The organism is Burkholderia sp. MR1-5-21 (assembly GCF_053427715.1).
In genome coordinates this window covers 94,301-116,025 of sequence record NZ_JBSAXD010000023.1, presented here as the reverse complement: position 1 = coordinate 116,025, position 21,725 = coordinate 94,301, and the positions used below count along the sequence as shown (strand labels likewise).

18 protein-coding genes are annotated in these 21,725 nt (G+C 66.5%); 10 read left to right on the top strand and 8 right to left on the bottom strand.

The window, feature by feature from the left end:
• Genes mmsB through ACV229_RS27680 form a run of 3 tightly spaced genes read left to right on the top strand, consistent with a single transcriptional unit; the run spans position 1 to position 2,827 of the window.
• Positions 1–900 carry a 3-hydroxyisobutyrate dehydrogenase gene (mmsB, locus tag ACV229_RS27690; RefSeq protein WP_448086298.1) on the top strand — a complete coding sequence of 300 codons (900 nt, stop codon included), beginning with the start codon at positions 1–3 and terminating at the stop codon, positions 898–900.
• Entirely contained in the window at positions 900–1,691 is a 792-nt protein-coding gene (locus tag ACV229_RS27685; RefSeq protein WP_448086326.1) for an enoyl-CoA hydratase, read from the top strand. Before mmsB ends, ACV229_RS27685 begins: the two co-directional genes overlap by 1 nt.
• Positions 1,688–2,827, top strand: a complete 1,140-nt coding sequence (locus ACV229_RS27680) for an enoyl-CoA hydratase/isomerase family protein (protein WP_448086297.1) — start codon at positions 1,688–1,690, stop codon at positions 2,825–2,827. Before ACV229_RS27685 ends, ACV229_RS27680 begins: the two co-directional genes overlap by 4 nt.
• Positions 2,828–2,957: 130 nt before the next feature.
• On the opposite strand, the gene ACV229_RS27675 is transcribed toward ACV229_RS27680, so the two are convergent.
• Positions 2,958–3,863, bottom strand: coding sequence for a LysR family transcriptional regulator (locus ACV229_RS27675; RefSeq protein WP_448086296.1), 906 nt, complete (start codon positions 3,861–3,863; stop codon positions 2,958–2,960).
• A 189-nt stretch (positions 3,864–4,052) separates the two neighbouring features.
• Here ACV229_RS27675 and ACV229_RS27670 point away from each other — a divergent pair, with 189 nt between their 5' ends.
• Complete coding sequence (locus ACV229_RS27670) at positions 4,053–5,591, top strand: MFS transporter (protein WP_448086295.1); 1,539 nt, start codon at positions 4,053–4,055, stop codon at positions 5,589–5,591.
• 126 nt (positions 5,592–5,717) lie between these two features.
• Here ACV229_RS27670 and ACV229_RS27665 read toward each other — a convergent pair whose 3' ends face one another.
• Positions 5,718–6,362 carry a hypothetical protein gene (locus ACV229_RS27665; protein ID WP_448086294.1) on the bottom strand — a complete coding sequence of 215 codons (645 nt, stop codon included), beginning with the start codon at positions 6,360–6,362 and terminating at the stop codon, positions 5,718–5,720.
• Between the two features lie 309 nt (positions 6,363–6,671).
• On the opposite strand from ACV229_RS27665, the gene ACV229_RS27660 reads away from it, so the two are divergent.
• Complete coding sequence (locus tag ACV229_RS27660; protein WP_448086293.1) at positions 6,672–8,087, top strand: serine hydrolase domain-containing protein; 1,416 nt, start codon at positions 6,672–6,674, stop codon at positions 8,085–8,087.
• 133 nt (positions 8,088–8,220) lie between these two features.
• The gene (locus tag ACV229_RS27655; protein WP_448086292.1) at positions 8,221–8,952 is read left to right on the top strand and encodes a ribonuclease T2; all 732 of its coding nucleotides are present in this window, start codon (positions 8,221–8,223) and stop codon (positions 8,950–8,952) included.
• Positions 8,953–9,102: 150 nt separating this feature from the next.
• Here ACV229_RS27655 and ACV229_RS27650 read toward each other — a convergent pair whose 3' ends face one another.
• Entirely contained in the window at positions 9,103–9,792 is a 690-nt protein-coding gene (locus ACV229_RS27650; protein WP_448086291.1) for a TetR/AcrR family transcriptional regulator, read from the bottom strand.
• Here ACV229_RS27650 and ACV229_RS27645 point away from each other — a divergent pair.
• The 3 genes from ACV229_RS27645 (at position 9,783) to ACV229_RS27635 (ending at position 15,218) form a co-directional block, all read left to right on the top strand.
• The gene (locus ACV229_RS27645; protein ID WP_448086290.1) at positions 9,783–12,008 is read left to right on the top strand and encodes an alpha/beta hydrolase fold domain-containing protein; all 2,226 of its coding nucleotides are present in this window, start codon (positions 9,783–9,785) and stop codon (positions 12,006–12,008) included. The genes ACV229_RS27650 and ACV229_RS27645 overlap by 10 nt on opposite strands.
• A 163-nt stretch (positions 12,009–12,171) precedes the next feature.
• Positions 12,172–13,848, top strand: coding sequence for a long-chain-fatty-acid--CoA ligase (locus tag ACV229_RS27640; RefSeq protein ID WP_448086289.1), 1,677 nt, complete (start codon positions 12,172–12,174; stop codon positions 13,846–13,848).
• A 233-nt stretch (positions 13,849–14,081) separates the two neighbouring features.
• Positions 14,082–15,218: a porin gene (locus tag ACV229_RS27635; protein WP_448086288.1), complete on the top strand. Its 1,137-nt coding sequence runs from the start codon at positions 14,082–14,084 to the stop codon at positions 15,216–15,218.
• A 103-nt stretch (positions 15,219–15,321) separates the two neighbouring features.
• Here the strand turns inward: ACV229_RS27635 and ACV229_RS27630 are convergent, their stop codons facing one another.
• The 5 genes from ACV229_RS27630 to ACV229_RS27610 all read right to left on the bottom strand — a co-directional run bounded on the left by ACV229_RS27630 (position 15,322) and on the right by ACV229_RS27610 (position 20,368).
• A complete protein-coding gene (locus tag ACV229_RS27630; RefSeq protein ID WP_448086287.1) occupies positions 15,322–16,476 on the bottom strand; it encodes a porin in 1,155 nt (384 codons plus the stop codon).
• A gap of 126 nt (positions 16,477–16,602) precedes the next feature.
• Complete coding sequence (locus tag ACV229_RS27625; RefSeq protein ID WP_448086286.1) at positions 16,603–17,460, bottom strand: SDR family NAD(P)-dependent oxidoreductase; 858 nt, start codon at positions 17,458–17,460, stop codon at positions 16,603–16,605.
• A 13-nt stretch (positions 17,461–17,473) separates the two neighbouring features.
• Positions 17,474–18,778, bottom strand: coding sequence for an MFS transporter (locus ACV229_RS27620; RefSeq protein WP_448086285.1), 1,305 nt, complete (start codon positions 18,776–18,778; stop codon positions 17,474–17,476).
• A gap of 118 nt (positions 18,779–18,896) precedes the next feature.
• A complete protein-coding gene (locus tag ACV229_RS27615; RefSeq protein ID WP_448086284.1) occupies positions 18,897–19,946 on the bottom strand; it encodes a 3-keto-5-aminohexanoate cleavage protein in 1,050 nt (349 codons plus the stop codon).
• 26 nt (positions 19,947–19,972) lie between these two features.
• Positions 19,973–20,368 carry a carboxymuconolactone decarboxylase family protein gene (locus tag ACV229_RS27610; RefSeq protein ID WP_448086283.1) on the bottom strand — a complete coding sequence of 132 codons (396 nt, stop codon included), beginning with the start codon at positions 20,366–20,368 and terminating at the stop codon, positions 19,973–19,975.
• 165 nt (positions 20,369–20,533) lie between these two features.
• On the opposite strand from ACV229_RS27610, the gene ACV229_RS27605 reads away from it, so the two are divergent.
• Positions 20,534–21,601 (top strand): AraC family transcriptional regulator, encoded by a 1,068-nt coding sequence (locus tag ACV229_RS27605; RefSeq protein WP_448086282.1) that lies wholly within the window; start codon positions 20,534–20,536, stop codon positions 21,599–21,601.
• The last annotated feature ends 124 nt before the right edge of the window (positions 21,602–21,725 follow it).

Genomic DNA, 21,725 nt, shown 5'->3' with positions numbered 1-21,725 from the left:
ATGAAGATCGGATTTATCGGCCTGGGTCACATGGGCGCGCCGATGGCGCTGAACCTGCTGAAAGCCGGCCACGAAGTGCATGCATTCGACCTGAGCGCCGATGCGCTGCGCGCGCTGCAGGACGCGGGCGCGCAGGTGGCGGCCTCGCCGCGCGACGCGGCGGCCGGCGCGGAGTTCGTGATCACGATGCTGCCGGCCGCGCCGCACGTGCGCTCGGTGCTGACGGGCGAGAACGGCGTGCTGGCCGGGCTCGGCGCGGGCGCGACGGTGATCGATTCGAGCACGATCGACCCGGCGAGCGCGCAGGCGTTCGGCGCGCTCGTGCGCGAGCACGGCGGCGCGTTCGTCGATGCGCCGGTGTCGGGCGGCACGGGCGGCGCGGCGGCAGGCACCTTGACCTTCATGGTCGGCGGCAGCGACGCGGATTTCGAGCGCGTGAAGCCGGTGCTCGCCGGCATGGGCAGGAACATCGTCCATTGCGGCGCGACCGGGATGGGGCAGGTCGCGAAGGTCTGCAACAACCTCGTGCTCGGCATCTCGATGGCGGCCGTGTCGGAAGCGATGTCGCTCGGCGTCGCGCTCGGCATCGACCCGAAGGTGCTCGCGGGCATCGTCAACACGTCGACGGGCCGCTGCTGGAGCTCGGATACGTACAACCCGTATCCGGGCGTGATCGAGACTGCGCCGTCGTCGCGCGGCTACACGGGCGGCTTCGGCACCGACCTGATGCTGAAGGACCTCGGCCTCGCGAACGACGCGGCGAAGCAGGCGCGCCAGCCTGTCTATCTCGGCGCGCTCGCGCAGCAGCTTTACCAGACGATGAGCAGCCGCGGCGACGGGCAGCTCGATTTCTCGGCGGTGATCCGCCTGTACCAGCCGTCAACGAAGAAGGACGCGTGATGATCGAACTGGACTACGTCGACGACGGTGCGATCGCGTGCGCGACACTCAAGCGTCCGCCGGCGAACGCCTTTACCGCAGACGGCCTGCTGCAGCTTCAGGAAACCGTCGCCGCGCTCAATGCGAATCCGCGCGTGCGCGCGCTCGTGATCACCGGCGACGGCCCGAAGTTCTTCAGCGCGGGCGCGGACCTGAACACGTTCGCCGACGGCGACCGCGCGGTCGCGCGCGCGATGGCGTCGCGCTTCGGCGCGGCGTTCGAGGCGCTGCACGACGCGCGCTTCGTGACGATCGCGGCGATCAACGGCTATGCGATGGGCGGCGGGCTCGAATGCGCGCTCGCGTGCGACCTGCGGATTGCCGAGACGCATGCGCAGATGGCGCTGCCCGAGCCGTCGGTCGGCCTGCTGCCTTGCGGCCTCGGCACGCAGACGCTGCCTTGGCTCGTCGGCGAAGGCTGGGCGAAAAAGATCATCCTCGCCGGCACGCGCGTCGATGCGGCGACCGCGCTGCGGATCGGCCTCGTCGAGGAGGTCGTGGAGACGGGCGCATCGCGCGACGCAGCGCTGACGCTCGCGCGCAATGTCGCGCGGCAGAGCCCGCACGCGGTGGCGTTCAGCAAGGAACTGATCGGCCTCGCGCGCCGCGGCGTGCCGCGCAGCGCGGCGCTCGCGGTCGAGCGCGAGCGCTTCGTCGACCTGTTCGACACGAACGATCCGCGCGAAGGCGTCGCCGCGTTTCTCGGCAAGCGCGCGCCGCAATGGCAACCCGATGGAGAGCAAGACCGATGAGCACGCCGATGACCACGCACGACGCATTGGCCGACGCCGCGCCCGAAGTGCTGTTTCGCGTGCTGAACCGTGTCGCGCTGATCACGCTGAACCGGCCGGCCGCGCTTAATGCGCTGTCGCACGGGATGGTGCGCGAGCTGGCGGCGCTGATGGAACGCTGCCGCGATGACGACCAGATCGTCGCCGTCGTGCTGCGCGGCGCGGGCGAGAAGGGCTTCTGCGCGGGCGGCGACGTGCGCGCGCTGTACCGGATGGCGTCGCAGCGCGACACGTGGCTGCCGTTCTTCGTCGACGAGTACCGGCTCGACTACGCGATCCATACGTTCCCGAAGCCGGTCGTCGCGCTGATGGACGGCGTGACGATGGGCGGCGGGATGGGGCTCGCGCAGGGCGCGGCGCTGCGCGTCGCGACCGAGCGCAGCAAGATCGCGATGCCGGAGACGCGCATCGGCCTGCTGCCGGACGTCGGCGCGACGCATTTCCTGTCGCGCATGCCGGTCGAGCTGGAGCTGTACGTCGGCCTGACGGGCGCGATGCTGTCCGGCGCCGATGCGCTCACCGCGAAGCTCGCGGACCTGTGCGTGCCGTCGTCGTGGCTCGACACGTTCGAGACGCGCATCGAGAACGTGAAATGGGACGGCGATGCGCTGGCCGCGCTGCGCAGGGTGTTCGAGCCGCCGTGCAACGTCGTGCCGCACGCGGCGCTCGATACGCAGATGCCGTGGATCGTCCGGCACTTCGACAAGCGCTCGACGGTCGAGCGGATCGTCGCGACGCTCGCGCAGGATCTCGCGCGCGACGAGCTGTCGCGCGAGCATCGGCAGTGGCTGCAGGCGACGCTCGACGCATTGCGCGGCCATTCGCCGACGATGCTCGCGGTGACGCGCGAGGCGCTGCTGCGCGGGCGGCAGATGACGCTCGCCGAATCGTTCCGGATGGAGCTCGGGATCGTCGCGCGCGCGATCGAGGACGGCGATTTCCGCGAAGGCGTGCGCGCGCATCTCGTCGACAAGGATCGCAAGCCACGCTGGGCGCCCGCGTCGCTCGTCGAGTTGCGCGCGGAACGCGTGCGGCATTTCCTTACGTCGCCGTGGAAGCTGTTCGCGCATCCGCTCGTCGATCTCGGCGCGGCTTGACGCGCAAACACGCCGCGAAGCGTGCGGCGTGGCGATGCCGGTGCGAACGCGATGCGTTGCACCGGCATCGTTCATTCCGGGCGGGCAGGATGCCCGAGCGGCCGGCAACCGGACGACGAACGCGCGTCCGTCATCGCTCGATCATCGGCGGAATCTGCTGCGCGAGCGCGTCGATCACGCAGCGCGTCTTGCGCGGCAGGTAGCGTGTCTTCGGCCAGATCGCGTGGATGTCCCCTTCGCAGACGAAGCAGCGGTCGAGCACGACGGCCAGCTCGCCACGCCGCACGTAATGGGCGAGCAGCCAGCTCGGCAGCCACGCGATTCCGAACCCCGACGCGGCAGCCGCCGCGATCGCCTGCACGTCGTCGAAACTGAGCTGGTGCTGCATGTCGACGCGCACGGTCGAGCCGTCCGGCGCGCGCAGGTCCCACGGCTGCGGCACGCCCGCGCGCGAGTACGCGATCGTCCGGTGATCCTTCAGCGCGTCGAGCGTCGCCGGCATCCCGTGGCGCGCGAGATACGACGGCGCCGCACCGAGGCTGCCGTACTGCGTGCCGAGCCGCCGCACGGCGAGGCTCGTGCTGTCGGCAAGCGTGCCGATTCGCACGGCGAGGTCGACGCCTTCCTCGACGAGATCGACGAAGCGGTCCGTGATCGATACGTCGATCCGCAGGTGCGGGTAGGTGCGCGCGAGGTCGAGCACGATGGGCGTCACGCAGTGATGCCCGAACGCGAGCGGCACACTCAGGCGGAGCTTGCCGCGCGGCTCGTGGCGGCCGCAATCGAGATCGGCCTCCGCCGCTTCCAGCTCCGCGAGCGCGCGCACGCAGCGGTCGTAGTACGCCTGGCCGTCGTCGGTCAGGCTCTGGCTGCGCGTCGTGCGCTGCAGGAGCCGCGCGCCGAGCCGCTTCTCGAGCCGCGCGATCGACTTGCCGACCGCCGAGCGCGTCATGTCGAGCCGCTCCGCGGCGACCGCGAAACTGCCCGATTCCACCACCTGCACGAAAGTCGTCACACCGTCGAGTTTGTCGGTCATTGCGGGTCTCGCCGATTGGTTCCTCTGGGTCCCGAGTCATGAGAATCCGGTGATTCAATCGGGAACTAAATTCTCACTATAGTACCGATTCCCGTTCATCGCGTGCGACGCCGCGGCCGCGCGCAGCGAACGCCTTATTCGACCCTGGAGGCGTGCGCCGTCCGGCCGCCGGGCGGCGCCGCAAAATCGATGACGCTATCCGACACCCGCCGCAATGCGGTCGCGCTCGCGGCCGTCTGTCTCACTTCGCTGATGTTCGGCCTCGAGATCTCGAGCGTGCCGGTGATCCTGCCGACGCTCGAACACGTGCTGCATGGCGACTTCAACGGCATGCAGTGGATCATGAACGCGTACACGATCGCCTGCACGACCGTACTGATGGCGGCCGGCACGCTCGCGGACCGCTTCGGCCGCAAGCGCGTGTACGTTGCGGGCACCGCGTTGTTCGGTGCGACGTCGCTTTTGTGCGGGCTCGCGCCGGACGTGCCGGTGCTCGTCGCGGGCCGGCTGCTGCAGGGCGCGAGCGGCGGCGCGATGCTGATCTGCCAGATCGCGGTGCTGTCGCATCAGTTCCGCGAAGGCCGCGAGCGTGGCCGCGCGTTCGGCATCTGGGGGATCGTGTTCGGGATCGGGCTCGGCTTCGGGCCGATCGTCGGCGGCGCGATCGTCGCGCTCGCGAGCTGGCCGTGGGTGTTCCTCGTCCATGCGCCGCTTGCGGCCGTCGCGCTCGCGCTGATCGGCGGCGCGGTGCGGGAGTCGCGCGATCCGCACGCGGGCGCGCTCGATGTCGCGGGCATCGTCACGCTGTCGCTCGCGGTGCTCGGTCTCGCGTTCTACATCACGCAGAGCGCCGAACTCGGCCTGACGAGCGACGCCGGCCTCGGCGTGCTCGGCGCGACCGTGCTCGCGCTTGCCGCATTCGTTTTCGCCGAGCGCCGGAGCGCGCGACCGATGTTCGACTTTTCGGTGTTCCGGATCCGTGCGTTCACGGGCGCGATCTTCGGCTCGATGGGGATGAACTTCAGCTTCTGGCCGTTCATGATCTATCTGCCGATCTTCTTTCAGGTCGGGCTCGGCTACGACAGCGTGACGGCCGGTCTCGCATTGCTCGCGTATACGCTGCCGACGCTGATCGCACCGCCGTTCGGCGAGCGTCTGGCGCTGCGCCACGGGCCGGGCGTCGTGATTCCGGGCGGGCTGTTGACGATCGCGGCGGGCTTCGCGCTGATGCGGCTCGGCAGCGGGGCCGCGCATGCCGACTGGCTGACGATGCTGCCCGGCTGCGTGATTGCGGGCATCGGGCTCGGTCTGACGAACACGCCGGTCACCAACACGACGACAGGCGCGGTGCCGAGCGCGCGCGCCGGGATGGCATCGGGCATCGACATGAGCGCGCGGATGATTTCGCTCGCGCTGAACATCGCGATGATGGGCTTCGTGCTGGTCGCGGGGATCGTCGCGAGCCTGAAGGCGAGCGTCGCGGGCGGCGTCGGCGACACGGCGCTGCGCGCGCTCGCTCAGGAAATCGCCGCCGGACGCGTCGACGGGTTGCGTGCGCTGGCGCCGGAACTCGCGCGTGCGGATCCGTCGGGGGCCGCGTTGCACGCGGCGCTCGTGCATGGTTTCGGGTGGGTGATGGTGTACGGCGCGGTGGGCGTGGCCGTGCTGGCGACGGCGAGCGCGTTGGCGTTCGCGCCCGCGCGGCGGCGGGCGGCGGTCGCGGAGTGACGGATGAAGCGACGCGGCAGCCGCCAGCGTTTCAGCAGCGCGCCGAGCGGGGACGAATGCAGCGTCGGGTCGGCCATGTCGATGCTCCGGTTGCGGCCGTCGCGTCGGCGCGTGCGTCGCGAACGGTCAGGGGATGTGGAGGCCGCCTTGTGCCTGGATCACGACGAGCGCGACCGGAAGCAGCACGACGCCGCCGAGCACGAGCACGCCGTCGGCCGCGACGGTGACGGGCGTCGCCAGCAAACGAAGGCCCTTGTCGAATGCGGACAGCGGTTCCGTGATGGAGACCTGGTAGCGCTCGTTGAACGGCAGGGCGGCCGTTTTCTGCACCTGCGCGAAGCCGTTGGCGGAATAGCGCTTGCCGCTGATCTCGCCGTTGAGCGCGAGACCGTTCCCGTCATCCTTGAAACCGTCGGCGGCGGCCGCTTGCTGGGTCTCGGCAGATGCGTTGCGCGGCAGCGCGGTCTGGTAACGGCCCGTCACGGCGCTGCCGTCGGCGTAGAAGCTGTAGAACGACGAGCGCAGCGATTTCCGGTAGCCGGACAACAGCACCGGCCGCAGCTTGTCGGGCATGTCGAAGATGTAGTGGTATTGCTCGCCCAGCACGACGAGCTGCTTGCCGTCTTCGGTGATCATGAACGCGGACACGGATTCGAGATACTGCTTGTCCTTCCGTTCGTACAGGTCTGACGTGAAACAGCCGGACAGCGCGAAGCTGCTCGCGATCATGCCGGCGGCCAGCAGGCGCCGGCGCATCATCGATGTTTTCATTTTTCGTTGTTCCGTCTAGCGCGGTTAAGGTGGCTTTCGCCCTCGGAGGCGATGATTCTGGCGCATTTGCCGGATGTTGTCGAACGGAGCGCATTCGCTGTTGGAGCGGCGGGTCGCGCCCCGTGTCGCGACGCGCCCTAACGATGCGGCCGTTGCGCGGCCGTGCCGCCGTGTACCTCGCGCCTCCGTGACGCGCATTCTGTCACCGATAGCCTTTAGAATCGGCGCGCGGTAGCCGCTTGCCGCGACCGGCTCGCGCCGGTCCGTGCCGCCTTCGACATCCCCGCTTGCCGCGTACCCGAACGCCTCATGAACCGAATGCTCCCGCTCTCCGTGCCACGCCGTTTCGCGATCCTTGCGTTGTGCTTCGGCATGGCCGGCTGTGCCGGATCGGGTCCCGACCGCGCGCTGCATGTGGCGACCGGCACGGTCGCGCACAACCTGTGCTCGGAGACGTTCGTGAGCGGCCTCGATCCGGACCGCGCGTATGCCGAGGGCGTCGCGCCGATGCCCGGTTTCGGCCTGGTGCGCTGGGGCATCCGCTATCACGTGGACCGCACGCAGCAAGCCGTGCAGGCGACGTTTCTCGGCGGCTTCCGCAGTCGCGCCGTCTATCGCGGCGCGTACGGCTGCATGCTGACGTACACATCGCGGGATGCGTCGGCGGGCGTCGATGATGCGGCGTTCCCGCGCGTCGTGCGTCATGCTGAGCCGCCGCCGGTCGAGACGACCGATCCGCGCCTGAACGCGGCGCTCGACGCCGCATTCTCCGAATCGGCGGCGCCACCGTACAGCGGAACGAAGGCGGTCGTGGTGCTGCACGACGGCAAGCTCGTGGCCGAACGCTACGCGCCGGGCTATGCGCCCGATACGCCGCTCCTCGGCTACTCGCTGACCAAGTCGGTGACGAACGCGCTCGTCGGCATCCTCGTGCGCGAGGGCCGGCTGTCGGTCGACGCGCGCGCGCCGCTGGCCGCGTGGCAGCACGATGGCGATCCGCGCGGAGACATCACGATCGCGCAGCTGATGCAGATGACGAGCGGTCTCGATCTGGACGAGACGGGCAGCGGTTTCGATCCGTCGAACCGGATGTTCTTCGACGAGCCGGACATGGCGGGCTTCGCGGCGCGCGCGCGATTGATCGCAGCGCCCGGCACCCGATGGGCGTACAGCAGCGCGAGTACGCACCTGGTCGCGCGCATCGTCCGCGATACGGCCGGCGGCACGGGCGAAGCGGTCCAGCAGTTTGCGGCCAGCGCGCTGTTCGGGCCGCTGCAGATGCGCAACGTCACGCTTGAGATGGACGAGACGGGCACGCCGGTTGGCGCGCACTACATGCTGGCTTCCGCGCGCGACTGGGCGCGCTTCGGCCAGCTCTACCTCGACGATGGCGTGATCGACGGCAAGCGCGTGCTGCCGGACGGCTGGGTGCGGTGGTCGACGACGCCGGGCGCCGGCACGAACTACGGCGCCGGATGGTGGGCCAACCGGCGCGATACGCGTGCCACGCCTGCGCCGGGCGAGAAAACGGGCATGCCGTTGATGACGTCCGTGCCGCCGGACGCGTTCTACGCGCTCGGGAATCTCGGGCAATTCATCGTGGTCGTACCGTCGAGCCGGCTGGTTGTCGTGCGCCTCGGACGATCGCACCGGCCGTTCTTCGGTATCGCGGACGTCGAGCGGCTCGTCGCCGCGTGCGTGGCGGCGGAGCGGCCGGGCGGATAGCGCGTGCATGCGCGTCATCTCCGCGCGTCGGGCCCGTTCATATTCATGCAACGTTGCACAAGCAACAATCGGGCAGACGTACAACACTCTCGCGGCGCATCCGGCGACCGCGAGCCTTTTCCGACGGAATGCCATGTTCAAGACGCTCATCCGCGCCGCGGCCGCGCTCGCCGTGACGACTGCCGCGACGTTGGCCTGCGCGCAGACCAGCTACGACTACCTGTTGCTCGCCACGTCGTGGGAGCCGGGATTCTGCGCGTCGCACGATACGCCCGAATGCACGAACCTCGCGGGTTCGTACGCGGCGACCAGCCTGTCGCTGCACGGGATGTGGCCGAACAACTACAACGGCAACCAGCCGTTCTTCTGCGGGGTGCCGCAAAGCGACATCGACCTCGACAACGCGCACCAGTGGTGCAGCATGGACGCGTACCCGATCAGCGCCGCGACCCGCAACACGCTGTCGACCTACATGCCGGGCGTCGCGTCGTGCCTCGACAAGCACGAGTGGTTCAAGCACGGCACCTGTTCGAACGCGGCGTCGCCCGATGCGTACTGGAACCAGGCGACCGGCATGGTCAGCCGCCTCGCGAACACGTCGTTCAACGCATACCTGCAGGCGAATGCGGGCACGACCGTGACACGCAACCAGTTGCTGTCCGCGTTCGAAGGCGCGTTCGGCAGCAACACGCGCAGCGCGGTGTCGCTGAAATGCACGAAGGTCAACGGTGTCAGCTATTTCACCGAGGCGTGGATCGCAGTGCAGACGAACGCGACCGCGCAGTTTCCGAGCGCCGCGTCGCTCGTGACGGACGGGAATACGCAGGGGACGTGTCCGACGTCGGGGGTGTACATCGCGAAGTAGCGATGCACTGACGCCGGCGTATCCGGCAAAGGATCGGGGCGGGCGGCTTGACGTGAACACCGTGCAAGCAATCGCTCCCCCGCAACGCGTTGCGCTTTCCATCGGAAGCGTCACGACGCATCAACGGTCACCGGTCCGTCGGCGAGACGCTCAGCGCGCGCCGTCGGATCCGCCCAGCAGGGACTGCGTCTCCTCCGAGGGCTCCGCGCAAAGCACGCTCTCGAACGTGTCGATCATGCCGGATATCGCATAGCGCGGCGACCACAGCCGATCCGGTTCGGCGTCGTCCCGGCTCGCCTCCCAGGCCGCGAGTGCGCTGTTGCCGTAAATGCCGACGAGTGACAGCCGGTGATCCACGATCGCCGGCGGAAGATGCGGCAGCAACGTTCTCAGGTGCGCATTGCAGCGCTGATAACCGAGATTCCACTTGTTTTCCAGCGCCTCGCGCAAGAACGCCCGGTTGTTGAGTTGCAGATTCGCGATCATCCGGATGTACGTCGCCTGACCGGTGCGCTCCGCCAGATCGAGCATCGGAAAGATCAGTGCGCCCAGCACGGCCCGCAGCGTGATCCCGCCCGCCGCCTCCAGTTTGTCGAGCCGCGCCTGCCGGTCTTCGTCGATGAGCCGTGCGCCGTCGACGACGAGCTCGCGCGCCAGTTCGAGCTTGTTCCCGAAGTAATAGCGCAGCGACGCGCTGTTCCGCTGCCCGGCGGCGGAAATGATGTCCTGCACGGACACCCCGTCCAATCCACGTAGCGCGAAAAGTCGTTGGGCTTCCTCTTTCAGACGAGTCCGCGTCTCGGCCCCGTCCGACCGAAGGGTTTTCCCTGATGTGCTCATTACTTTACCGTGTCTTGTTAACTAACTACACTGAGATAACTAACTCAGTTGGAGAAACTAGCATGAAGGTGATCGTTGTCGGAGGCGGCATTGGTGGGCTCACGACGGCTCTGGCGCTGCTGCGCCACGGAATCGAGCCGATTGTACTGGAGCGTGCACCGCGATTGACGGAGGTGGGGGCGGGCGTCCAGATCGCGGCGAACGGCACGATCGTGCTGCGCGAATTGGGGCTGGAACCCGCATTGGCGGCGATTGCGACGGTGCCCGAGCGGTTCGACTATCTCGAGCTGTCGACGGGACGCCTGTTGTACGTGGCCCCGCTCGGCAAGGAGGCCGAGGCGCGCTACGGCGCGTTGCTCTACAACGTTCACCGTGCCGACCTGATCGACCTGCTCGCGAAGGCGTTGCCGCCCGACGTGGTGCGCCTCGGGGCCGAATGCGCGTCGATCTCGCAGGATGACGATGGTGCATCAGTCACGCTTCAGAACGGCGAGGTCATTCGGGGCGACGCGGTGATCGGCGCCGACGGCATTCATTCCGCCGTGCGGACGGCCCTCAGGGGGCCCGAAGAGAAGCAGTTCGCGAACATCCTGATGTGGCGCTCGCTGATTCCCGCAGACCGGCTCGCCGGGCTGAAGCTGCCGGTGGCGGGCAACAACTGGTTCGGCGTCGGCCGGAATATCGTGTCGTATTGGGTTCGCAAGGATCTGTACAGCATTCTTGCGTCGGTGCCGGCCACCGAGGTGAGCCGCGAATCGTGGACCCAGTCGGGGGACGTCGCGCAACTGCGGCGCTCGTTCGAGGGTTGCGAGCCGACCGTGCAGGCGATGCTGGAAGCCGTGGACTCGGCGTTCATTACCGGCATGTATCACCGCGATCCGATCGCCCAGTGGAGCACCGGAAGGATCGCGCTGCTCGGCGACGCCGCGCATGCGATGGTGCCGTACCTTGCGCAAGGCGCCTGCCAGGCCATCGAGGACGCGTGGGTCGTCGCTACCTGCCTGAAGCGGCACGGCCCGGCCGGCGTCCAGGATGCGCTGCTCGAATATGAACGGCGCCGCCAGCCGCGTACCACGCGCATTCAGGCGGGGGCGCGATTCGTCGTCGATTGGGCGCACGAACCCGACGAAGCGCGCGTACGCCAACGTAACGGACGCCTGAAGGGGCTCTCCCGTATCGATCCGCTGGCCGAGGCTTCGTGGTCGTTCGCTTGGGGGCACGACATCCTCGACGCAGTGAAATTGCCGCCCGGCGAAGTCGTGGGCTTGAGCGCGGCGCGCGAAGGGAAGCGGATGGCGCGCCCCGAGAGCCAGCGCGCGTTCGATCTGTGGAAGGGCGTGTTTGCGCCCGATGACATCGCGCGTGGCGACCGCGGGCAACGCGCGGCCTACGAACGGTTCCTGCTGGAGCAGTTCCCGGTGCCGGCCGGCACCGACGTGACGGATGTCGACCTTTACGGGACGAGCGCGGCGCGGGTGGCGGCTGGCGTGGGACTCAATGCCGCCAACAAGGCCGCCGCCAGGGCCACCGTATTGCACTTCCACGGCGGCGGCTATGTGCTCGGTTCGGCCAGGAGTTCGGTCGAATACGCCAGCCGCCTGTCGCGCGCGCTGAATGGCCCGTGCTACACGGTCGACTATCGACTTGCGCCCGAGCATCCGTATCCGGCGGCGTTCGACGACGCGTTCAGCGCGTACCGCGGCCTGCTCGCGTCGGGTGTCGATCCGTCGACGGTGTTCCTGAGCGGCGAATCGTCCGGGGGCGGCCTCGCGCTGGCGCTGGCGGCTGCGTTGCGTCGCGCGGGCATGCCGTTGCCGGCTGGCGTCATCGCGATCTGCCCGCTCACCGACCTGACCCTCGGCGGCCCGTCCGTCACGGCGAATTCAGGCAATGACCCGGCGGCGAATCGCGAGACGCTGTCCAACCTGGTCGCGTCCTACTTCCAGGGCCATGAGCCGACGGATCCGATGGTGTCGCCGCTGTTCGCGGATCTCGCGGATCTTCCGCCGGTATTCCTGTCGGCCGTGCGCGGGGAAGTGCTGGAAAGCGACACGACGCGCTTTGCGGAGCGGGCGCAGGCAGCCGGCGCCGACGTGACGCTGAAGATGGTGGACGACTCGGTGCACGTCTTTACGCTGTTCCCGTTCCTGCCGGAAACCGCCGAGACGCTGGAAGAAATCGGGCAGTGGAGCCGTCAATTGCTTCAAAAGCGTTGAACCGCGATTGCCCGGCGCTCGAAGCGTCGTCCATCGGCGGCCACGCTTTTCGTCTGGATGGATCGTGACTTCTGTCGCGGGCGCGTTGCCCGCGGCGGAAGCGATCCGGCTCGACGCGCGACGCCATCCCGCTGCATTTCATCGTTCTATGCCTGGAGTAGACATGACGGCAACATCAACGCGTCAGGAAGTCGGCGTGCCGCGCCATTTGTCCGTGCCACCGACGTCGCTGTACGCAAATCTCGAAGCCTGCGCAAGCCGCCATCCGGAAAAGTCCGCGATCCTTTACTACGGCAATTCCGTCAGCTATCGGCAATTGCGGCACGAAGTGGACGGGATGGCCGGCTTTTTGCAGCAGCACTGCGGCATCGCCCGGGGCGACCGCGTCGTGCTGTACATGCAGAACAGCCCGCAATTCGTCGTCGCCTTCCATGCGATCCTGCGCGCCGATGCGGTCGTCGTGCCCGTCAATCCGATGAACCGGACTTTGGAACTGGAACACATCCTGGAAGACAGCGGCGCCCGCGTCGCCTTTGTCGGCGACGAACTCATGGAACACGTCCGGCCGCTGTCGGGCCGCCACCTGGACCATGTGATCCGCGCACGTTACGCCGACTATCTGCGCAGCCAGACCGATCTGCCGCTACCCGAAGTGCTGACTCGGGCCGAGCCGCAGCCTCATGCCGCGCCGGTCGATGACCAGGTGGCCGTCACCGACTGGCGCAACGCACTGACGCGTGAGTGCATGCCGCGTCCCCACGGCTCCGGGCCCGAAGATCTGGCGGTCGTTCCCTACACGTCCGGCACCACCGGACGTCCGAAAGGGTGTATCCATACCCATCGAAGCGTGATGCATTCAACGGTTTCGTGCGCGGAATGGCCGAACCTCGCGAGCGACAGCGTGATGCTGTGCTCCGTGCCGCTGTTCCATGTCACCGGCATGCAGAACTGCATGAACATGCCGATCTTCATCGGCGCGACGATGGTGATCATGACCCGCTGGGATGCGGGATGCGCAGCACACCTGATCGAACGCCATCGGGTCAGCACGTGGGTCACGGTTCCCACGATGGTGATCGACCTGCTGAACCTGGCGGACATCGACGCATTCGACCTGCGTTCCATCACGTACCTGAGCGGGGGCGGTGCCGCGATGCCGGCGGCCGTTGCGCAGCGGATTCAGGCGCGTTGGGGCATCCCGTACATCGAAGGGTACGGCCTCACCGAAACGATGGCGGCGACCCACATCAATCCGCCGCGGCACAGCAAGCCGCAGTGCATGGGCGTTCCCGTTTTCAACACGCAGTCGCTCGTCGTCGATCCGGACACGCTGAAGCCGCTTGGCGAAGGAGAAACCGGTGAAATCCTGGTGAACGGGCCGCAAGTATTCGACGGGTACTGGAATGCGCCGGAAGCCACGCGCGATGCGTTCGTATCGATCGACGGCAAGCGGTATCTGCGGACCGGAGATCTCGGCTATTTCGACCGGGACGGCTACTTCTTCGTCGTCGACCGGCTGAAGCGCATGATCAACGCATCCGGCTACAAGGTGTGGCCGGCCGAGGTCGAGTCGATGCTGTTCGAGCATCCTGCCGTACAGGAGGCATGCGTGATTGCGACTCACGACCCGCGTCGAGGCGAGTCGGTCATGGCTGTCGTCGTGCTGCGCAACGGTGTGCATGCGACGGCGGAGGAGATCGTGTCGTGGGCTCGCGAGCGCATGGCGTCCTACAAGGTTCCGCGCGTGATCCGGTTCGCCGACAGCCTGCCCCGTACGGCAAGCGGGAAAATCCATTGGAGGCTGCTGCAGGAAGACGAGAAGCGGCATCGGGAACCGTGATCCGGAGGCGGGCAGGGACGCGATACCGCAAAGTGAAATAGATAATTCGCAGTACGACATAATCACAAGATCGGAGTCTGTGCATGAGGATGGTTCGGAGAGTGTTCAGCGGGTTCGTTCGGAGCAGCGGAAATCGGCGTGATGGAGCGGAAAATTGCCGCACGGCAATGCCTTGCCAGTCGGGACGGGCAGCGTCGTTGCGGGCCCGGTTGCCTGACCGACGGCACGCCCGCTTGCGCGCGCTCGGCGTATCGTGTTCGGGCAAGGCCGGGCTATTGGCCGGCGTGATCTCCACGGCGGCGCTTTACTCCGTTTCGGCGGCAGCCCAGTCGTCGGTCACGCTCTACGGGCTGGTCGATGCGGGGATCCGCTATACGACGCATGCGAATCCGGCAGGCGATTCGCAGATCCGGCTCACCAGCGGCGAAAGCGAGAGCCACTTCGGAATCAAGGGCGTCGAGGACATCGGCGGCGGCACGAAGGTTCTGTTCCAGCTGGAAGATCGCTTCTTTCCGAATTCGGGGGCCAGCGATCCCGCCTATCCGTTCTTCAACACGGCGATCGTCGGCGTGCAATCGAACCGCTTCGGAACGCTGACGATGGGACGGCAGTTCAATCCGCTTTCCGACGTGGTGATGCGCGCGTTTGTGACCAATCGCTGGCTGCCGACGTTTTACCAGTTCCGGCCGGAAGTGATGATGGCCCAGGGCGTATGGACAAGCAACATGGTCAAGTACGCGGCGCGATGGCAATCGCTGACGGTCGAGGTGTCGTATGCGTTCGGCGGCAATGCCGGCGCGTTCGGCGCAGGGAGCCAGATCGGGGCGTCGGTGCTGTATCTGCCGGGCGCACCGTTGAGCCTTGGGGCCGCGTACCTCGACTCACGGGATGCCGTAAACGGTTCCGCGCATTTCAAGTCCTGGGCTGCCGGCGGGTCATATACGTTCGACAGTACGACGCTCATTGCCGGCTGGGCCGTGAACCGGCAGGACGCCGGCTTCGTCGGCAACTTCCCCAACGGCCCGTTCAGTGGGCCCGAATTGACCGCAATCAAGTTCAATACATTCAGTTCCCGGCAAATGTTCTTCGGCGGGGTGACGCAGGCGGTAGGCCATGCCGCTCGTTTTTCTGCCAATGTGTGGCGCACGATCCAGACCGGGAAGAACCAGCCGGCCGATGGCAACGCGACGCAATTCCAGCTGCTCGCGGACTACAACTGGTCGAAACGGACGGATACATATCTCGAAGTCGATTACTCGCTCTACCGGGGCGGCCTGGTCGGCGCGCAGTTCCAGGGCGTGAACGCGCCGAGTTCCGCGTCCGGTACGACCCAGTTGGGCGTCATGGCCGGCTTGCGGCATCTGTTCTAGGTTGCCGGCGGCAGGATCGTTCACGTCACGCCGGGGACGCGCCGTGCGATCTCGGCGCCCTTGTTTGAGTCATGAAATGCCCCGGTTGTCGGGTTGACGGAGATCAGAAGCTGTGGCGAATGCCAATCATCGCTGCGGTGGTCGAGCGGCCCTCGGGAACCGGCGAGCCGTACGTGATCGTCTGGCTCATGTTGCCGTGGTTGTCGACATACCCGGCCTGCACGTAGGCGAGCGTGCTCTTCGAGAGGTTGTATTCGGCGCCCACGGCGAATGCGTCGGAGTGATTGGCCGAGTTGTTGCGGTCCTTCAGGTAGTAGAAGCCCGACGTGACGCGCAAGAACGGGCTGAACTTGTACCCGACGCCCGCGGAGATCATCTCCAGGTTGACGCCTTTGGGCCCGCTGCTGTTCGACGGGTTCTTGCCGATGCTGTAGGAGGTCGACACGGAGAAGTCGTGGAATGTATACATCGCGCCCAGATACCAGAAGCGGTTGTTGTTCACACCGGTCGAGGGCGCGGTGACGAGCGCCCCGGTGGCCGTCTGCATGGTGGGGTTCGTGTCGTGTCCGTTGTAGTACACGGCGGCAAGGTTCAGGCCTTCGTTCGAGTACGTAAGCACGGCCGACTCGCGCGTGCCGCCCTGGAACGTGCCGGGGACACCGCCCGGCGCATACTCGAGCGCGAGCGCGGCGCCGTAGAGCCTGGGCGACTGGTAGACGATGGCGTTGTCGTCATAGAGCGCCCCGATTGGGCCGTTCGTGCTGAGGCCCTGCCAGTTCGCGGCCTGGTTCAGGCCGAGCCAGGCGGTCAGGATGGAGCCGAAGTACTTCGCGTTGCGAACGTCCGTGTTGGCCATCGCGTAGATCATCGGCACGATCTGGCGGCCCGCGTCGATCGAGCCGAACGGGCCGGAGACGCCCACGGTCGTCTGCTGGTTGAACATCGCGGTGGCACCCGGCGTGTTGGACAGTCCGGTCTTGCCGTTGCCGCTGTTGAAGGCCCCCTGAAGCTTGAAGTTGACCTTGTAGCCTCCACCGAGGTCTTCGGTGCCCTTCAAGCCCCAGATGCTCGAATAGATGCCGCCGTCCTTGAGCCCGTAGACATGCCCGAGATTGACTTTGGACTGGAAGTTCGCGGCGTTTGCGCTCTGATAAAGGAAACCGGTATCGATGACGCCATACAGCGTCACCGACGATTGCGCGTGTGCCGCACTGGCGAACACGACAAGCGCTGCAGCGCCACTCCATTTGAATTTCATTTTGTCTCCAATATTAATTAGATATGCAGATTGAATCAGGCGAACTGGTCGGCCAGTGTTGCAATGAAACCGGGCCGGCTGTTTGTGCCGGCAGCAGATGGACGGAGCGCGCAGTGGCTCCGGTGCTCAGATCACCGCTCCGCCATTCGGGCTGATCACCTGCCCGACCAGATAGTGATCGCCGGCCAGATGGACGACGGTGGCTGCGTATTCCTCGGGCGTACCCAGGCGGCCCGAAGGGACCATTTGCCAAAGCCGGTTGCGAGCCTCGTCGCCCATCGAGCCGAGATACGCGTTGAACTCCGGCGTCGCGACCCCGCCGGGCGCCAGCACGTTGACGTAGACATTTGCGCCAGCCACCTCCGCCGCCAGCGCCTTGCTGAACGCTATCACCGCGCCCTTGGTCGCGCTGTAGTGCGGGCTGTGCGCGCTCATCGCGCTGATGCCCGCAATCGAGGCGACATTGATGATCCGGCCGTAACGCTGAGGCTCCATCAGCCTGAGCGCTTCCCGAACGCAATAGAACACGCCATCGACGTTCACGCCCCAGTAGCGATGCCAGTCCTCGTCGCTCATGCTGCTGGTGAAGCCCAGCGACTGCCGCGGCACGGGCGTCGTGATATAGCGGTAGTGAAGATTGCGCCGGCGCGTATCCTCCGGCCGGTTCGGCGTCAGGGCCGCATTGTTCACGAGGATATGAAGCGTGCCGAAGCGCTCGACCAACTGCGAGAACATGCGTCGCATGTCGACACTCGACGACACGTCGCAGCGAACCGCGAGACATTGCGCGCCCTCGGCGACGACCGCGGCGCGCGTTGCCTCCAGGGTCTCGGTGTCGACATCGCAGATCGCAACGTGGGCGCCGGCTTGGGCCAATGCCACTGCGCATGCCCGGCCAAGGCCGGGGCCGACGCCCGTCACCAGTGCCACGCGCTCCGCCAGCGGACCAGCGCTGGGTCGGGATTGCTCGATGGCGCTTTTCATGATTGGACCTTCTTCAGTTTTGGGGTTGCTGCCGGGACGACCTGGTGCACGCTTTCTCCCGCTCTGCGTCGCCGTGCGCCTCCCGCGAGCGGGAGCGTCGAGCAAGTGCGAGGAAGCATGGCAACGACGCAACGGCAAGCAAGTCGGTCCCGAGCAGAACCAGGGTCAGCGGCCCGTGAATGCCAGCCGTCGCAAGCCGGTCGCTCAGCGCGCCGACAGCAAAGTTCCCGAGTGCGATTGCGAATATGTTGATGAGCGTCATCGTCAAGCCCGTGATCGTCGAGCGCATTCGCGTCGGCACGTGGCCCTGGATAACGGTAATCGCCGGCCCGTAGAGCGCAAGCGGCAGGAAGGCGCCCGCGCACATCCCGGCGTAGAACAACGGTGAGCCCGCCGGCGCGAAGCGGTATGCAATCATCAGCGGTGCGCAGATGGCTACGAGCATCGCCATGAAGCCCTCGTGCCCGCAGGCGAAGCGCCGCGCGAAACGATCGCCGGCTGTGCCGCCAACGACTGCGCCGAGCGTGCCGAAGACGATCTGCACGTCGCCGATGATGTGCGTGATCCCGGCGGGATCCAGTCCCCGTTCGCGCACCAGCCACAGCTGGGCGAACGAGAGGCTGGCAAATACCAGATGCGCAAGGACAAACCCGGTGATCGCCAGTTGGAGTGCGTGGTTGCCGCGCACCATGAGCAGGACTTCGCGCAGTTGCTCGGCGAAGGGCGCTCCGCGATCGGCTGCCACGTCTTGCGCGCGATCGTCCTTGAGGAATGCGAGGCACACCGCCATGACGGCGCCGATTGCGCCGAGCGCATGGAACGTCGTGCGCCAGCCGTAAGCGACGCCGAAGGTTCCGGCCAGCAGGAAGCTGAAGCCGACCCCGAGCGGAATGCCGATGAAGAACAGTCCGAGCGCGGTGCTGCGGCGACGCGCCGAAAAGACTTCCGCAAGGATGCCGACCGCTGCCGGGACCAGCGCCGCTTCGCCGGTCGCCACCAGAAAACGGGCGGCCACCAGTTGCTCGAAGCTATCAGCGGAGCCGGACGCAGCTGTACAGAAGCTCCAGACGAGCAGTCCTGACGCGATCACGCGGGTGCGGCTGAAGCGATCCGCGAAGGCGCCGGTCACGACGGCCATCACCGCATAGCTGAGGACCCAGACAGCCCCCACGAGAAGCCCGTACTGCGCGTTGCTGAGCCCGAGGTCGGCGATCAGGCTCGATGAGAAGCCCAGCAGGATGTTGCGGTCGATGTGCGCGAGGATATGCGTGAGCAGCAGTGTCGCCAATGCCGCGCAGGGGTAGTTCTTCCAGGTCATGCGTGTCTCCACGAATCCGCACCGCTCGAGCGATGTCTTGTCATGTTTTCCGACAGCGGGTGTGCATCGGGACTGCGAGGCGGGCGCGCCTCCGGGGCGCACCCGCAGCAGCCGCGCTTCAGGCCGCGATCTGGAAACCGCGCTGGCCGGGCCGGCGGTTCGGCGCAAGCCCAAGCGCGCTCAAGGTCTCGCCGGCGCTGCCGTAGTGCTCGCCGATCTTGTAGATGCGACGCGCATCCTCGCCGCTCGCCACGTCCCGATGAAGCTCGCGAGCAATGCGAACCATCTGCTCGACCTGCTGCACCGATGTCATGCGCTCGCCGGGCCTGCCCCAAAGGTTGTCCTCGATGCCGACCCGCACATGCAGGCCCATGGCGATGGCCATCGTGTTGAGCGGCAGCACGTGGCGCATGAGGCTTTCGACGGTCAGCACCGCGTTTTGCGGGCATCGATTGATGAACTCCATCAGGTTGCGCGGATGGGGGCCGTCGGCGCCGCCTCCGATGGCGACCCAGTTCAGCACCAGCGGACCGGTGTAGTGGCCTCGCCGGATCAGCCTTTCCACGCTCTCGAGCTGGCCGACGTCGCCGAGCATGAAGTGAGGCTGGATGCCCGCGGCCTGCAGGCGCTTCAGGTGCTCCTCGACGAAGGTCGGCCCAGAGGGAATCCACATTTCCTTGTAGGCCTGGAAATACGCGGGGTGACCCATCGAGGTATCGCCGCAGTCCTCGGGCGTGAGCAGCTCGGTGACGTTCATCTGGTTGGTGTTGATGGCGATGGTCACCTGGTCGGGCACGGGCGTGAGCTCGGCGAGCATGTGGCGCGTGTCGTCGTTGAGCCACTTTGCCGCTTCGCCTTCGCTCTCCGGTGCAAACGAGATCGAGCCGCCCACTTGCAGCACCATTCCGGGCACCGCTTCGCGCAAGCGCGCGAGCATCTCGTTGAACTTCGACAGGTGCTTCGAGCCCTTGCCGTCTTCCTCGCGCACGTGCACGTGAAGCACGGTGGCGCCCGCGTTGTAGCAGTCGACGGCCTTCTGAATCTGCGCGTCCATGCTCACCGGGATGTCGTCGGAATCGCTCGGCAGGAACTGAGGGCCATAGGGCGCGACCTGAATCACGAGCTTTTCCTGGTGCTCAGGCAGCAACGAATCGTCGAGAAAATGCATGATCTGTCCTTCTGGAGTCGGAGGGGTTATTTCTGGCCGTCGCCGGCGGTGCTTTCAAGCGCGGCCGCTTCTTCGAGCAGGATCGGCGCCGCGAGGCTCATCGAGTGGATCCCGAGAACCGAGACGCACTGCAGGATGGCCGCGATCTCCTGCCGCGTGGCGCCCAGCTCGAGCGCCTTGCGGATGTGGCGCCGCACACCGGGGGCGTACATGTGCGTGCACGACGCGTCGACGGCAATCGCGATGAACTCGATCGTCTTGGGGTCCAGCACGCCGGATATCATCGGTGCCGCCCCCATTGCCATGAATTTCTCTGTCCAGTCGGGATCGAGTTCCGCGAACGGGTCCCAGTTCGGGTTCCAGTTGCCGCTCGCGCGCAGCGCATCGCATACCGGGGTGGCCGTGGCGCCGTTGGTATTCATCAGAAATCGTCCTTCGCGTTCAATGGGTCAAGGCGACGAGGCCTGCACGGCGCGCCTGGGCGATAGCCGTGCAGGAGATGGACCGATACTAGGCCGCGCGCCTGTTGGTCGCTTGACTTTACGGGTCAATTTATTAACATCCGGGGACATCACGGGAAGACCCTAATGCGCAAACTCATTCGCAGCGCCAGCCTCACCCACTACGCGGAAATTGCGCGCGCGTCGGGGCTCGATCCGTACCAAATGCTTGCCGAAGTCGGGCTGCCGGCCGAGAGCCTGAGCGAGGTCGATCTCAGGATCCCGGCCGAAAAGGTTGCGTTGCTGCTCGAACTGTCGGCCCAGAGGAGCGGTGTCGAGGCATTTGGATTGCGCATGGCCGAGACGCGCCGGGTGTCGAATCTCGGTCCGCTTGCGCTCGCGGTGCGCGACGAGCCGACGCTGCGCCACGCGCTGAACGCCGCGGCGCGCTACAGCCACCTCCAGAACGAGGCGGTGTTCATCGGCGTTGAGGAAGAGGCAAATGTCGCGATCATTCGCGTGGAGCTGCTGGCAGGACAGGGCGTGCCGGTGCGGCAGGGCGATGAGCTCGCGCTCGCGGTCATGTTCCGCTTGCTGCGCTTTTTCCTCGGTGAGAATTGGCGTCCGAAAGCGGTCTGCTTCACGCACGGGCCGCCCGCCGACCGCACCGTCCATTCGCGCGTATTCGGGCCGAACGTCGAGTTCGGCCGTGCGTTCACGGGCATCGTTTGCGACGTCAACGACCTTAAACTTCCGCTACCTTCGGCCGATCCCGTCATGGGTCAGTATGTGCGCCGCTATCTCGGCAGTGCGGACGAAGCGGCCGATCTCCCGTTGTCCGACGAAGTGCGCAAGCTGGTCTTTCTGCTCCTGCCGTCAGGTCGAAGCTCGATCGACACGGTCGCTCGGCAGATGGGCATGAGCCGCCGCACGATGCATCGCCATCTCGCCGAGGAAGGTGTGACGTTTTCATCGATACTCGACGCGGTGCGCGGCGAACTGGCGCTGCGTCATCTGGAGCGGCGCGAGCGGCCATTGTCGGAAATCTCGGGCTTGCTCGGATTCTCGGAGCCGAGCGCGTTCACGCGGTGGTTCAGAACGCGGTTCGGATGCAGTCCGAGCCAGTTCAAGGCGTCAGCGCAAAATCCGCGTGCGAAGCAGGGGAGGAGGCGGGTCACGGCCGAGTCGTCGAAGCACAAGGACGCCGGACGCTGAGCGTTCGTTGTTTTGCTGTCGGGTGTTCAGGGTTCGGCATGCATGCAACGTGGGACGCTATATCGTCTCGCGGCTGTCGTGGTGTCAATGTCCGGAAAGCAACCCGTAGCGGCCTCACCAATGC

Coding starts and splice junctions, on each gene's coding strand:
- ACV229_RS27625 (WP_448086286.1), bottom strand. CDS start 17,460: ATGAAAAGCGCCATCGAGCAATCCCGACCCAGCGCTGGTCCGCTGGCG.
- ACV229_RS27680 (WP_448086297.1), top strand. CDS start 1,688: ATGAGCACGCCGATGACCACGCACGACGCATTGGCCGACGCCGCGCCC.
- ACV229_RS27655 (WP_448086292.1), top strand. CDS start 8,221: ATGTTCAAGACGCTCATCCGCGCCGCGGCCGCGCTCGCCGTGACGACT.
- ACV229_RS27650 (WP_448086291.1), bottom strand. CDS start 9,792: ATGAGCACATCAGGGAAAACCCTTCGGTCGGACGGGGCCGAGACGCGG.
- ACV229_RS27605 (WP_448086282.1), top strand. CDS start 20,534: ATGCGCAAACTCATTCGCAGCGCCAGCCTCACCCACTACGCGGAAATT.
- mmsB (WP_448086298.1), top strand. CDS start 1: ATGAAGATCGGATTTATCGGCCTGGGTCACATGGGCGCGCCGATGGCG.
- ACV229_RS27675 (WP_448086296.1), bottom strand. CDS start 3,863: ATGACCGACAAACTCGACGGTGTGACGACTTTCGTGCAGGTGGTGGAA.
- ACV229_RS27630 (WP_448086287.1), bottom strand. CDS start 16,476: ATGAAATTCAAATGGAGTGGCGCTGCAGCGCTTGTCGTGTTCGCCAGT.
- ACV229_RS27640 (WP_448086289.1), top strand. CDS start 12,172: ATGACGGCAACATCAACGCGTCAGGAAGTCGGCGTGCCGCGCCATTTG.
- ACV229_RS27610 (WP_448086283.1), bottom strand. CDS start 20,368: ATGAATACCAACGGCGCCACGGCCACCCCGGTATGCGATGCGCTGCGC.
- ACV229_RS27685 (WP_448086326.1), top strand. CDS start 900: ATGATCGAACTGGACTACGTCGACGACGGTGCGATCGCGTGCGCGACA.
- ACV229_RS27615 (WP_448086284.1), bottom strand. CDS start 19,946: ATGCATTTTCTCGACGATTCGTTGCTGCCTGAGCACCAGGAAAAGCTC.
- ACV229_RS27665 (WP_448086294.1), bottom strand. CDS start 6,362: ATGAAAACATCGATGATGCGCCGGCGCCTGCTGGCCGCCGGCATGATC.
- ACV229_RS27660 (WP_448086293.1), top strand. CDS start 6,672: ATGAACCGAATGCTCCCGCTCTCCGTGCCACGCCGTTTCGCGATCCTT.
- ACV229_RS27670 (WP_448086295.1), top strand. CDS start 4,053: ATGACGCTATCCGACACCCGCCGCAATGCGGTCGCGCTCGCGGCCGTC.
- ACV229_RS27620 (WP_448086285.1), bottom strand. CDS start 18,778: ATGACCTGGAAGAACTACCCCTGCGCGGCATTGGCGACACTGCTGCTC.
- ACV229_RS27645 (WP_448086290.1), top strand. CDS start 9,783: ATGTGCTCATTACTTTACCGTGTCTTGTTAACTAACTACACTGAGATA.